Annotated in this window: 14 protein-coding genes and 1 pseudogene; 7 read left to right on the top strand and 8 right to left on the bottom strand. The window is 60.2% G+C overall.

Annotation, left to right across the window (positions count from 1 at the left end; translation table 11 throughout):
* The first annotated feature begins 10 nt into the window (after positions 1-10).
* The 7 genes and pseudogenes from ehuB (at position 11) to IHE39_RS17760 (ending at position 5,016) form a co-directional block, all read left to right on the top strand.
* Complete coding sequence (ehuB, locus tag IHE39_RS17790) at positions 11-877, top strand: ectoine/hydroxyectoine ABC transporter substrate-binding protein EhuB (protein WP_192567420.1); 867 nt, start codon at positions 11-13, stop codon at positions 875-877.
* An 82-nt stretch (positions 878-959) separates the two neighbouring features.
* Positions 960-1,631, top strand: a complete 672-nt coding sequence (gene ehuC, locus IHE39_RS17785) for an ectoine/hydroxyectoine ABC transporter permease subunit EhuC (protein WP_192567419.1) — start codon at positions 960-962, stop codon at positions 1,629-1,631.
* Between the two features lie 4 nt (positions 1,632-1,635).
* A complete protein-coding gene (gene ehuD, locus IHE39_RS17780; protein WP_192567418.1) occupies positions 1,636-2,328 on the top strand; it encodes an ectoine/hydroxyectoine ABC transporter permease subunit EhuD in 693 nt (230 codons plus the stop codon).
* Positions 2,325-3,095 (top strand): ectoine/hydroxyectoine ABC transporter ATP-binding protein EhuA, encoded by a 771-nt coding sequence (gene ehuA, locus IHE39_RS17775; protein WP_192567417.1) that lies wholly within the window; start codon positions 2,325-2,327, stop codon positions 3,093-3,095. Before ehuD ends, ehuA begins: the two co-directional genes overlap by 4 nt.
* Positions 3,096-3,224: 129 nt before the next feature.
* Positions 3,225-3,413 (top strand): annotated as a pseudogene (locus IHE39_RS17770) (OST-HTH/LOTUS domain-containing protein); the annotation flags it as partial.
* A gap of 497 nt (positions 3,414-3,910) precedes the next feature.
* Positions 3,911-4,324: an MbcA/ParS/Xre antitoxin family protein gene (locus IHE39_RS17765; protein WP_192567416.1), complete on the top strand. Its 414-nt coding sequence runs from the start codon at positions 3,911-3,913 to the stop codon at positions 4,322-4,324.
* Positions 4,318-5,016: an RES domain-containing protein gene (locus tag IHE39_RS17760; protein WP_192567415.1), complete on the top strand. Its 699-nt coding sequence runs from the start codon at positions 4,318-4,320 to the stop codon at positions 5,014-5,016. Before IHE39_RS17765 ends, IHE39_RS17760 begins: the two co-directional genes overlap by 7 nt.
* A gap of 465 nt (positions 5,017-5,481) precedes the next feature.
* Here the strand turns inward: IHE39_RS17760 and IHE39_RS17755 are convergent, their stop codons facing one another.
* From IHE39_RS17755 to IHE39_RS17720, 8 genes are all read right to left on the bottom strand, one after another.
* Positions 5,482-6,558 (bottom strand): saccharopine dehydrogenase family protein, encoded by a 1,077-nt coding sequence (locus IHE39_RS17755; RefSeq protein WP_192567414.1) that lies wholly within the window; start codon positions 6,556-6,558, stop codon positions 5,482-5,484.
* A 7-nt stretch (positions 6,559-6,565) separates the two neighbouring features.
* Positions 6,566-7,345, bottom strand: a complete 780-nt coding sequence (locus IHE39_RS17750) for an amino acid ABC transporter ATP-binding protein (RefSeq protein WP_210327606.1) — start codon at positions 7,343-7,345, stop codon at positions 6,566-6,568.
* Positions 7,346-7,357: 12 nt separating this feature from the next.
* Complete coding sequence (locus tag IHE39_RS17745) at positions 7,358-8,023, bottom strand: amino acid ABC transporter permease (RefSeq protein WP_192567519.1); 666 nt, start codon at positions 8,021-8,023, stop codon at positions 7,358-7,360.
* A 237-nt stretch (positions 8,024-8,260) separates the two neighbouring features.
* On the bottom strand, positions 8,261-9,169 hold the full coding sequence (dapA, locus tag IHE39_RS17740; RefSeq protein ID WP_192567413.1) for a 4-hydroxy-tetrahydrodipicolinate synthase: 909 nt from the start codon (positions 9,167-9,169) through the stop codon (positions 8,261-8,263).
* A 12-nt stretch (positions 9,170-9,181) separates the two neighbouring features.
* Positions 9,182-9,928 carry a 4-hydroxy-tetrahydrodipicolinate reductase gene (locus tag IHE39_RS17735; protein WP_192567412.1) on the bottom strand — a complete coding sequence of 249 codons (747 nt, stop codon included), beginning with the start codon at positions 9,926-9,928 and terminating at the stop codon, positions 9,182-9,184.
* Positions 9,929-9,939: 11 nt separating this feature from the next.
* Positions 9,940-11,337, bottom strand: coding sequence for an aldehyde dehydrogenase family protein (locus IHE39_RS17730; protein ID WP_192567411.1), 1,398 nt, complete (start codon positions 11,335-11,337; stop codon positions 9,940-9,942).
* Positions 11,334-12,734, bottom strand: a complete 1,401-nt coding sequence (locus IHE39_RS17725) for an FAD-dependent oxidoreductase (protein WP_343070098.1) — start codon at positions 12,732-12,734, stop codon at positions 11,334-11,336. The genes IHE39_RS17730 and IHE39_RS17725 overlap by 4 nt, the downstream gene beginning before the upstream one ends.
* Entirely contained in the window at positions 12,694-12,924 is a 231-nt protein-coding gene (locus IHE39_RS17720) for a 2Fe-2S iron-sulfur cluster-binding protein (protein WP_246485550.1), read from the bottom strand. Before IHE39_RS17720 ends, IHE39_RS17725 begins: the two co-directional genes overlap by 41 nt.
* Positions 12,925-12,934: the final 10 nt, after the last annotated feature.

Here is a 12,934-nt window from a genome sequence, read left to right as displayed (position 1 = left end):
AGTATGAGAGATGAACGGATTCGGAAAAACCGTATTGATGGCGCTTTCGGGCGTTGCCATGTCCGCACTCGCACTCAACTTGGCCAATGCCGCGACGCTTGGGCAGATCAAGAAGTCGGGCACGATCCGCATCGCCGTCGCCAATGAGATCCCCTATGGATATGTCGACCCCAAGGGCGAGGCTCTCGGCGCCGGCCCCGCGGTTGCCAAGAAGCTGATGGAAAAACTCGGCATCGAAAAGATCGAATGGGTGACGACCAGCTTTTCTTCGCTTATCCCCGGCCTTCAGGCGGATCGCTTCGATATGGTGGCGGCCGAGATGGCTATCCTGCCCGACCGCTGCAAGACGGTCCTTTTCTCCGAGCCCAATACCTCCTACGGCGAAGGACTTCTGGTTGCTGCAGGCAATCCGAAGGGTATCAAGACGTATGACGATTTCGCCAAGAAGCCCGCGCTAAAGGTCGCGATCATGGCGGGTGCCGACCAGTTGGAGATGATGCAGGCGTTGGGCGTTGCCGAAGGCAATCTCGTGACCATCGCCTCCAACGCCGATGCAATCTCGACGGTTTCAACCGGACGGGCTGATGCCTATGCCGCTACCAGCCTGACGGTGAGCGGACTGGCCAACCAGAACGACGGCGTGGAAGTGGCGTCCGACTTTGCCGATCCGGTAGTGAACGGCAAAGAGGTTCGCAGTTGGGGCGGGTTCACATTCGCCAGTGGCAACGAAACTCTGCGTGATGCCGTGAATGAGGCACTCTCCGAGTTCAAGAAAATGCCGGAGTGGAAGGAAATCGTGACCGGTTACGGGTTCACCGAAGCTGACGTTTCGGGATCGACGGCTCACAACACAGCCGATCTTTGCAGCGCCGACTGAGCTGACGGAATAGTCGCGATCGAGGCGGGTGCCCCGGCGCCCGCCTTTTCGGTTCTGAATACCTTTCTCGCGGAATCAACTCATGCACTGGTCTGAATATCTCCTTCCCCTGACGGAGGGCGCGTGGGTCACAGTCCAACTCACCGTCTATTCCACAATCTTGGGCGGGGTTCTCGCCTTTGTCTTCGGCATAGGCAAGCTGTCATCCAACCTGGCAATCAAGAGCGTCTCGGTCGGCTATATCGAAGTCTTCCGCGGCACATCGTTGCTCGTGCAGCTATTTTGGCTGTATTTCGCTCTCCCCTTGGCTGGCATGGCAATCGGTATCGACCTGCGGCTGCCGCCAGTGGTTGCCGGCGTGCTGGCACTTGGCCTCAACATCGGCGCCTATGGTGCTGAAGTCGTGCGCGGCGCCATCCAATCTGTACACCAGAACCAGCGCGAAGCGGCGCGTGCCCTTAACTTCACGCCAAGGCAGACGCTGTTCAACATCGTCATCCCACAGGCTATTCCTGAGATGATGCCTTCATTCGGCAACCTGGCTGTACAGAACCTCAAGGATACCGCGCTTGTTTCACTGATAAGCCTCGGCGATCTGACCTTTCGCGCCGAGCAGATCCGCAACTTTACCCAAGACAGCACCACAATCTACACGTTGCTGCTGTTGATGTATTTCGGAATGGCTGTGGTGCTCACAATCATCATGCGCATTGTCGAACGCTTCGCCGGTCGATGGCGTATGGCGGGGAGCTAATCTCATGCTTTTCGGCTTCGAATGGGACCTGACGAACCCGTTGAACTTTGCCATCTCCATCCTGCCTATCTTGCTGGTTGGCATGTGGGTGACAATCCAGGCGACCGTACTGGGCTTCTTCGTCGCTTTGGTACTCGGGCTCGTTCTCGCCGTTCTCAAGAGCGCACAGTCGCGGTTCGTTGCCTGGCCGGCAAAACTCGTCACCGAGTTCATTCGCGACACTCCGCTGCTGGTACAGTTGTTCTTCCTCTACTACGTACTACCCGAATACGGCATCGTGCTGCCGGCTTTCATGACCGGGGCGCTCGCCTTGGGCATTCAGTACAGCGCGTATACGTCGGAAGTCTACCGCGCCGGCATCGAGGCTGTCGGCAAAGACCAGCGTGAGGCGGCCCGTGCTCTCAACCTATCTGCTGCCAACACCTTCACACACATTGTCGTGCCGCAGGCAGTGCCCCGCATCGTGCCGGCAATGGGCAACTATCTGGTCTCGATCATGAAGGACGTTCCAGTGCTGTCGGTTGTGACCGTTCTCGAAATGCTCAACGTCGCCAAGATCATCGGCGACCGCACCTTCGACTATCTCGTACCGTTGTCGCTGGTTGGCTGCCTTTATCTCATCATGACGCTGGTGGCCTCGGCAGGCGTCCGTGTGCTCGACACCCATCTCCCCAAGCAAGGACTTCCGTTGAAATGACCGATGCCATCATAAGATTCGACAAGGTGGTCAAACGTTTTGGAGACCTCACCGTGCTCGACGAGCTCGATTTCGAGGTGAAGAAAGGCGAAAAGGTCTCTATCATCGGTCCTTCAGGGTCGGGCAAGTCGACGGTGCTGCGTATCCTGATGACGCTCGAGGGGATAGATGGCGGCGTTGTCTATGTCGACGGCGAACCACTATGGCATGAACTGCGCGAGGGCGCGCTACTGCCGGCTGGCGAAGGGCATCTGCGCCGGATGCGCTCCAAACTGGGCATGGTTTTTCAACAGTTCAACCTGTTTCCTCACATGACGGTGATGCGCAACATCACCGAAGCGCCAGTAAAAGTACTGGGCCTTAGCAGGAAGGACGCGCATCTACGCGCCGAGGAACTACTAGATCTGGTTGGCCTTGCCGATCAAGCGAAGAAGTTCCCGCATCAGCTGTCTGGAGGGCAGCAGCAACGTGTCGGTATAGCGCGTGCACTTGCGATGAGGCCCAGCATCCTGTTGTTTGATGAACCAACCTCGGCACTCGACCCTGAATTGGTGGGCGAGGTGCTTACGGTTATCGGCCGGCTTGCTGAAGAACACGACCTGACCATGCTGCTCGTAACCCACGAGATGCGGTTTGCACGCGAGATATCCGACCGTGTCTGCTTCTTCGACCGCGGGCAAATCCGGGAAGAAGGGACGCCGGAAGAGCTTTTCACCGATCCAAGTGAAGATAGAACACGTGAGTTCCTGAAAGCGATCCTGGATTAGGCAGTTCGGTGCAACGCCTCATTCAACAACATCGGCTTGAGCTTGATTGTTCCCAATGAAATGAGCCCGATCGATCGTTGCGACGGGTGGTAGGCCCGGCAGGTTTGGTTGCAGCATCCCGATAGGACGCTGGGCGCGGTAGGTAAGCAGTTGGCGAACCTATCTTCCGACTTCGATCCCCGCAATTTCGGCTTCCGCAAGCTAAGTGACCTAGTCCGCAAGACTAGTGCTTTTGAGATTGAACATCCGGATGGCCGGGCCATGCGCATCCGCGAAAAGCTAATGCCAGCGAAGCCCTCGCCTATGCGGAAGTCATGACTGGCTTCACCAACGGTTCGTGGCCAACCACTTAATCTGACTGGCGAGCAGTCAAATAGCGCGCTAAGGGCGCTACCATCCCCTCTCCTCAAACGCTCTCTTGCCGGTAGATTGCGCAGTCTGTCGCATCTTGGTGAGGCCACTCACGCTAAGCCTGCAGGAAAGGTGGCAACGGGCCGATGAACCGCTGCGCGGGAGGGCGCGCGCGGTGAGGTAAAGAGTTCGAGCCGTTCGTGCGCTTGCATTGAGCGTCGTCTGGAAGCGGCAGAGCATGACGGGCTTCTTCAATAAGGAGCCTGATCATGCCCCACCTGTTCTCGATGCTCGCATCAGCCCGCCGCGCCAGCGGCTGATCGACGACATGACCTCGCGCCGGTTCAGCCAGGAGACGCAAGTCGATCCATTACGGCCGTCCAGCGCGCCAGTCATCGGTTCTGCGTGGCTCGCCTTGCCAAATGGCAAACAGAATGTGTATGTATGCCAAATGGAGGCAAACTATGCGACTGCAGCCTATTGTCGTCACCCCTGCCAACACCGCAAGTCCCGCCATCTCCGATGACGAGGCCGATGCCCTGGCGCGCACCACCGTAAACCTATTCAAAGCGTGGAGCCTGACTGACGCGGAAGCATGCAGTCTGCTCGGCGGTATGTCCGCTCGTACATGGGCACGGTGGAAGGATGGCGCGCACGGGAGGATCGACCGCGACCTCCGGACGAGGATGGCCCACCTGATGGGCATCCATAAGGGGCTGCGCTACCTCTTCAAGGAGCCGGCCCGCGGATATGCTTGGATCAGGAAACCAAATTCGGCGTTTGGGGACCAGTCAGCGCTGCAGCTGATGCTGCGAGGCGAGATCTCGGACCTCGCGGCGCTCCGCGAGTGGCTCGACGCGGAGCGTGGAGCGTGGTGAGCGGACTGGCGGTACGCCGCCGGGTCAAATGGCCGCAAACCTACCGCATTATCCGCTCTATCCACCCTCCGATCGACCTTTTCGATGACATCGCCGATCCCAAGGACTGGGAAGCGCTCGTGTCCGTCGAGGCAAAGACCAATCCGCGCGTCAGGCTCGAAGTCGGCGACCTCGGCAAGGTTCCTGCTCACCGGCGTGTCGCAGGAGCCGGCGCAAGCTACGTCATGGCTCCCTTCGTTCACTGTTCGCCGCTCCGGCCAGGGAGGTTCACGGACGGGACCTACGGCATCTATTACGCCGGCAACAGCGAGGAGGTGGCGCTCGCGGAGACCATCCATCATCACGAGAGATTAATGGCTGCCACCACTGAGGATGCCGGCTGGACCTCGGACTTCAGGGTCCTCATTGGGAGTGTGGATCGCGACCTCGACGACGTGAACGCCGTTCCCGCAGTTCTGCACCCGAACGACTATGTCGCTTCCCAGGCCGAAGGGCGGGGACTGCGGGCGGCTGGAAGCGACGGAATGAACTGGAACAGCGTTCGGATGCCTGGCGGAAGCTGTGTCGGAGCCTTCTGGCCGGATGTCGTGAGTATCCCGAAGCAGGGACGGCACTACTGCTACCATTGGAACGGCGCGCGCGTGGATTTCGTCCGCCAGTATGACACGGGCACCGTGCTTGCGGTTTCCTGAGGTCTGGTGCGCACCATCACCGCGCGTAGCCATGAATCCACGGCCTGGACGACTTCAGTATGGGCCGTCGTAGTGCCGCCGGCCCACCGAAACCTGTCGTTTATTCGGTCCCGCCAGACGGCAGAGCCGGGGCCGATTGCGGCCCGGCATCTTGCGGCGCATCCATTATCGTTGGCGGACGTTCAGGATGGCACTCTGATAGTCCCAGTCTGCTCTCCACGCGAGAATTGAAGAGACCACCTTTGGTATTTTGACTGATAAGACCCCCCCATTGGTCTGCGCGGCCGCATCGGAATGGCAGAAAAGTCGTTTCCAGCGGACATGACCAGCGAACGTGCCTTCCTACGCTCATAGCGTTCTCAGGGCTGGTCGTTGGCAATTGCTCGTTCAGTACAACGCGGTCATGTCCAATGTGGACCCGCCCAACAAGGTCATGCTCGTTGCGACAGAACTCGTTGATCACCGTCATTCGACAAGCAGCGGACTGAGGTATGGGCTCGACAATAACTCAGCTATCTCGGCTCCGTGATGTACTACGGTACCTTGCAGCGGTATACTTCCTTCCTGCAGCGCAGAAATCAGCGAACCTGCATAGCCCGCCGCTAACTGCGTCAAAGCGTTGAATGGTCCGAGGCTTCGGACCGATGCAAAGCGGTGGCAAACAGTTCGTTCCGTCGGCTGGCGTCCGCGATAGCCCCGTGCGGTGACGACGACCAGAACCACGTCGTCCTCTATCACCGGCAGTCCGTTGTAGAGCAGGGATTTCAGCATGTCGCGGCGGTGGCGCAAGTCAAGGTCATCAAGCAGGAACCGCATATATTCGAGATGATTTGGATAGCGGATAGTCTTAAACGTTGCGTTCCTCAGAGTGGAAACGGACAATAGCTTGAGACAGTCAATTCCTCCCGATGTGGCAAAAGCCTCGTAGTTGACACCCTCTGCGCAAAAGCGTTCGTAGTCCTCCAGCGGAGACAGGGCCACCAGTTGCCCGTCACGTATGGCCATACTGGGTAGGGTGTATTCGTCGATCAGCCCGTCGACGTTCCATATCTGACCGTAGCCAAGCCTGTTATTCGGATATCGTGGAATTGCGCCAAGTCGAATAATGAGATCGGAAACCGGCGAAAACTCGCGCAACAATCCAAAGGCAATATTCTCGACGATTCCTGGTGAGGCGCCGCAGCCGGTCATGACAGCCCGCCTCCGGGACAGCGGCTCGAGGACGGACCGCGTATGGTCCTTCGCGGCTGAAAAATCCAGATAGTGCACGCCGGCTCGGGCGGCCGCCGCAGCGATCCGTGGTACCGTAATGTCAGGCACGGCGGAAACCACCATGTCCTGGCCCGACAAGATCGGATCCAGTTCTTCACCTCCGCCTAAGGCTCGAAAACCGGCATCAATGTTCAAGGCCCGCGCACGATGGAGTGCATCTTCGTTGTGGTCGACGAGTTGGATCGCGAAGTCGCTGTTTTTGGTGAGGGTTACAGCTAGTGCCGTGCCTACATTGCCTGCACCGAATATGGTGAGCTTGAACTTCTCCATTGCGCCCTCAGGACTTGAAGCGCGAAACGAAAGACCGGAGCCGCTCGTTCTGCGGATTCAAGATGATGTCGTCCGGCCGGCCTTCTTGGGCAATGATGCCGTGGTCAAGAAACAGGACCCTGCTCGACACCTCGGCGGCGAACGACATTTCGTGGGTAACGATGGCCATGGTCATACCACCCTCCCCCAGTCGCTTAATCACTGCCAGGACTTCGCCGACCAGTTCGGGGTCGAGCGCGCTCGTCACTTCGTCGAGCAGCAGCACCTCCGGTTCCATGGCTAGTGCACGGGCAATCGCCACGCGCTGCTTCTGACCGCCAGAGAGATGGTTGGGATAGGCCGCGTGCTTGTCGACAAGGCCGACTTGGTTCAAGAGGTCCATTGCCAGGGCATCGGCTTCCTGCCGCGGGCGACCGCAGACCACGATGGGCCCTTCCGTCACGTTCTGTAGCACGGTCTTGTGCGGGAACAGGTTGAAGTGCTGGAACACCATTCCAACATGGCGGCGCAGCGTTCCAATGCCGATCTTGTCGCCAGTGTCGCGGAAGCGGTCGCCCACGTCCTGTTGACGGAAGCTCACGACGCCCTGGCTTGGCGTCTCCATCATGTTAAGGCACCGGATAAGGGTCGACTTGCCAGACCCGGACGGGCCAATCAAGGCAACCACTTCGCCACGGAGCAGTGAAAGGTCAATTCCCTTGAGCACCTCGTGCGAACCGTAGCTCTTGCGCAGGCCGACGACTGAGATCACCGGCACGGCTGCGGTAGAATTGGCGTTGGTTTTCATGGCCCGTTTCCGTTAATCGCTGACCCGAAGGCGTTTTTCGATCCAGTCCGCCGCCTGCGTTAGCGGTAGCAGCATGGCAATATAGAGGAGGGCCATCACTGTGTAGGATTCCAGTGGCCTGTAGGTCTGGCCATTCACGACCGCGGCCATGTAGGCGAGGTCGGCCACAGAGATGACTGAGACAAGCGAGGTATTCTTGAACTGGATGACCGACTGATTAATGAAGGACGGCAGCATCCGCTTGAGCGCCTGGGGCAGTACGATGCGCCTCATCGACTGCCACGGGCTCATCCCGATGGCTGCGGCCGCCTCTCGCTGGCCCTTGTCGATCGACACGATGCCACTTCGGAAGATCTCGGCGTAAAAGGCGCCGACATAAAGCGACAAGGTCAGCAGGGCTGCAACCCTGTTGTCGATCGAGCCGCCGACGAGCAACGGAAATGCATAGTAGAACCAGAGCAGTTGAACCAGCAACGGCGTGCAGCGGAAAATCTCCTGGTAGGCGCGCGCCATCAAATTGAGAACCCGCCAGCGCGAAAGCCGCGCAGCGCAGGCCACAAAACCGATCAGCACACCAAATAGGATCGAGGCGAAGGTGTAGACAACACTGATCCACAGGCCCCAGACGAAAAGATCGTAATACTGCCAGACCGAGTGAAAGTCCCAGTTATATGTCATGCACTGGCTCCCTCGATACGGACCAATGCGCCCAGACAACAGCGCTCGGGTCGACCGGCGGGTATCGGCGGCGCCCACTCCCTGCCGCTCGTCCGATCCCTGATGGGTGCAGGCTCGGTCATGCTCGTTTCCCCTGTTTTGAGTTGGCCAGCGAACGAACCCCTGTCACCGGCGCACCGATAGTTGATCGCAAGCCGCAATTCGGCAATGCAAACAATCGCCGACCGCTTAGCGATTTTATCGTAAGGACGAAGATGCCGAACCGAAGCGGGACAGAATGCCCGCAAGACGTTGCCTGTTTGCGTCCGAGACCGTCACAAGCGGAAGACGCAACTCGGGAGACGCAAGGTTTGCAAGCGCCAGCGCCGCCTTGACGGGGCCTGGATTGCTTTCGACGAACATTCCATCCACAAGTTCGGCGATCATTTCATGGTACGCGAGCGCCTGAGCGACCTCTCCCTGTTGCCAGGCCGCGACCATTGCCACCATTGGCGTGGGCGCGACATTGGCGACCACGCTGGTGACGCCGCAAGCGCCGAGCGACAGGAACGGCAAGGTCAGAGCATCATCGCCCGAATGGATAATCAACTTTTCGCCGCAGGCAGCACGAAGCTGTGTAACGCGAGTTGCCGAACCTCCCGCCTCCTTGATGGCAACGATATTGGCGCATCGCTCCATCAGGGCCGCACAGGTATCCGGCGCGATCTCGATGCCGCATCGGCCCGGTACCGAATAGAGCATCACCGGCAGCGACGTCGCCTGCGCCGCCGCAGTGTAATGGGCGACAAGACCTGATTGCGTTGGCCGATTGTAGTATGGCGTGACGACGAGCACTGCGTCTGCGCCGGCCTTTTCAGCACGCTGTATCTTATCGACGGTCTTTCTCGTGTCATTGCCGCCCGCGCCCGCCATAACCAGCGCACGCCCGTCGGCCAGCTTCACCGTGCGCGCGATGAGTTGATCGGCCTCATCATCGGACAGGGTCGCGGCCTCGCCAGTGGTGCCGACAGGTACCAGGCCGGCAACACCAGCGGTGATCTGGCGGTTTACCAGTGCATCGAACGCCTCCCAGTCGACGGCGTCACTTCTGAAGGGAGTGACGAGTGCCGTGAACACGCCGGCGAAACGTTGAGACAGGTTATCCATTGCCTAGGTTCCTCATCTTATCTTGAAGCAATCCGCACAACTGAACCGACCGATGGCAGGCGCTTCGGAAACGAGCCATTGCGCAGCCGAAATCGCGCCCTCGGCGTAGGCCGCAAGCGTGTGAACGACGAACGTCAGGGAGACTTCGCAGGAGCCGAGGTTGAAACGCACCTCATTGAACCCCGCTGTATTGCTTTTCCGGCGCGTGACAACGGTGGTGGCTCCTGCCGCAAAGCCCATCACGCTGCTGCGTTCGGCCTGAAGACCTTTGGCCAGCAGGTCCGATGGCCCGGACACCGCGCTGGGCCGGCTATGCTCGTGGGCTTCGACGACCGTCGGCTCCACTCCTGGCAACTGCCGGGCGAAGCCGAACGCGACCTGCGTGAAAGCCTCGAAGCCAAGTGCGAAATTCGCGCTGATCAGGAGCGGCCGGAAGCGCGACAGCGCCGTCAGTCTGGCATCCTGCTCGGCAGTGTAGCCAGTCGTCCCGATGACCATCGGAATGCGTTTAGCGCCCATGGCGTTCTGGAGCGCCATGGAGGCTGCCGGCGTGGAGAAGTCGATCATCACGTCACAGTTGCTTTTCATCGCCGCTGCGGCCGGGCGATACACTAGGCTGCCGTTCGCAACTGGCCTGCCAATCAGGTTCGAGCTGGGCGAAACCAGTGCAGCGGCCAATTCCAAGCCGGGATTGGCCAAGATAGACTCGACCAGTCTTGTTCCGACACGCCCAGAGGCGCCAACGACTCCGATGCGCATCTCCACCCGCCTCAGTCGATGACCACCTTGGGCTCGGACATCTCGCGCAATGCGATGCGCACGCCCTCACGGCCGAGGCCGCTGCGCTTGACACCGCCGAACGGTACGTGTTCGGCCCGAAAATCCGGCCCTTCATTGATCATCACGCCGCCGACGACGAGATTGCGGGCAAAGGTCTTGATGAGTGCATGGTCGTTGGTGAACACGCCTGCCTGGAGGCCGTAGGCGCCCGCATTGACCTCGGAGATGGCGGCAAGCGGATCGGTGAAGCTACGGATGGCGATAATCGGGCCGAACGTCTCGTCGGCAATTACAGGCGAATCTGTCGCAACATCCGCAATCACCGTCGGTGCCATCACCGTCGCGTCGCGGGTGCCGCCGGTCAGAAGGGTGGCACCGCCCTTGATCGTCGCCAACACGCGATCCTCGATGGTCTTTGCTGCCGACATATCGATAACCGGGCCCATGTCGGTGTCGTCCCTGGCGGGGTCTCCGAATTCGACGGCATCGACGGCGGCGAGAAGCTTGTCGGTGAACGTCTTTTCGATGTCTCGGTGAAGGTACAGCCGCTTTGCGGCCGCGCAACTTTGGCCGGCGATCTCGAAACGATGAGCAACGGCAGTGGCCACTGCCTTGTCGATGTCGGCGTCGGGCAGGACAAAGAGCGGATCGTTGCCACCGAGTTCCATCAGGCAGCGGACGAGGCCAGAGGCGTTCTTCAGGGCCAAGCCGGCGACCGGACCGCCGGTAAACGACAACAAGTCGATGGGGGCACGCGCGAGAGCCTGCGCCGTATCAGCGCCGCCATTAACGATCTGGAACAGGCCCTGCGGCCAGCCGGCCTTTTCGGCCAGTTCGGCAAGCCGGTTCGCCGCGAGCGGCGCCTTGGGTGACGGTTTTGCCACGACGGCATTCCCGGCCGCGATTGCCGGCCCGAGCTTATGGCACAGCAGGTTCAGCGGATAGTTGAATGGCGTGATCGCCCCCACCACGCCCACCGGCTCATAGGTGATAGTCGCAAAGCGATCGGCACCGCCCTCGACGATGCCGCAATGCAGTACTTCGCCGTCAAGGAAAGTGGCGGCGTCGCCGGAGAGCTTCAGTGTGTTCTGCGCACGGCGAACCTCGTTGCGGGCTTCGCGGATGGTCTTGCCCATCTCTGAAGAGATGATACGCGCAAGTGTCTCGGCGTCGGCAGCTATTTCAGCAGCCAGGGTGTTCAGCAAGGCACGGCGGATGGCCGGCGTCGAATGCCGAAATTCCTGCTGCACCGTCTTCGCCCGTAGCAGGGCTGCCTCAATGTCAGTGGCCGAGCTTATGGCAATCTCCCCGACGGTCTCGCCATTGAAGGGATTGTTGACGGCCATCGCGTTCGATGCGGTGAATGCCGATTTTCGAAGTTGCGTCATAGGTTCGCGTCAACCTTTCTGAATTGGTCGTTCTCGATGTCGTCCGAGGCGACATGCGTGAGGCCTGCAATGGATGTGGGCCGCAGCGGCCAACGCTGGCCGATCAGGTCCTTGGCATGGACCGGTGGATGGCCCGGTCTCAGTTCGTTCATAAGCGCAGCGACATGGGTGGCACAGAAGCGGCCCTGGCAGGCGCCCATGGCAAAGCGGCCGTTGTGTTTGACCTCGCGGCCGGACAGCACATCGGATGGCCCGATCAGGCTGTGCAGGTCGCCTGCCGTGCGGCCTTCGCAACGGCAAAGGATCGTGTCACGAGGCAGGGAAGAGAGCGGGGCGGGTGGATTGACGGGGGAAAAAAGCTGGGCAAGTAGCGCCTGTGCTTTTCGCTCCCGGACAAGCTGGCGTTCGATCTCGTCCGTCGATGAGGAAGCGGCCGTGAGCAGCCGCGCAACCTGGCGACCGGCCCTCGCGCCATCGGCCGCGGCCGCAACGGCACCGAGCGCCTCCCGGCAGTCCCCGGCGTGGATTACGATCGGACCGCACGGCATATCGATTGCTGCCGGATGCAGGCCGAAATCGTTGGCCCGGATGCCATCGTGAAGGCCGATGCGATCGGCCGTCATGGTCCTCATCGTGCCATTGCGATCCTTGAGGGTAGCCTCCAGGCCCGATCTGGTGCGTTCGATGCTCATCAGGGTCGTGCCTCGCTGCCAGGGCGTACGCGATGCAACGACGGTCAGAAGATAAGACAGTGCGTCGGCAAGCAGGCCGGGAAACCTGAGCAGGCCTAGACCGTCGCGGATGCTGCCGAACGGATCGCCCGCCTCGACTATGGCGACCGGCGGATTGCCCAACCGGATCATCTGAGCTGCGACGGCGACGAGCAAGGGGCCGCTCCCGGCAAGCAGCACACGCCGCTGTGGAGGCCTGCCGGTCTCTTTCATCATCACCTGGAGACCACCCGCTGTTGAAACGCCCGGAAGCTGCCAACCCGGACGCGGGTGGACTGTCTCGACGGCCCCGACGGCGATGACGACGGCGCGGGCCCTCAAGGATTTCACGGTGCCGGCGCCGCGGTCCTCAAAAAGTACCAACCCATCACCGTCCATACCCAGAAATACGGACATGTGGCGCAGGCCGACAACGAATGCGGTAAGCGCGGACATCAGTTCTGCGTAGCGGTTGAGCGCGGCACGGGATTGCCGTATCGGCGCGACACCCTCGATTGGCTGGCGATAGATCGCGCCGCCAAGGCTTGGTCGTTGTTCCAGAATGTCGACCGAGAGGCCGGCGCGTGCAGCCTCGATTGCCGCCGCAATTCCGGCTGGACCGCCGCCGACCACGATGACGTCCCTGTCAAACATCATTGCCTGCCAATCTTTCCACGCATAGGCCACTTCTGGCCGGTGTCAGGCAGGCTTCGGTCACGCAACCGCCTACCCTGACGAGGCAGCATTGGCAGGCACCAATGCCACAGAAGAAGCGAGTATCCTGTCCCGACGCGTCGGGACCGAAAGTCTGAATGTCTTGAGCCTCAAGTGCGGCAGCTATGCTCTCGCCTTGGCGAAAGGGGATCTCTTGAGCCATCCATTGGAAT

It is taken from the genome of Aminobacter carboxidus, from assembly GCF_014863355.1.
GTDB lineage: Bacteria > Pseudomonadota > Alphaproteobacteria > Rhizobiales > Rhizobiaceae > Aminobacter > Aminobacter carboxidus.
This window is presented reverse-complemented; position numbering and strand designations above follow the sequence as displayed.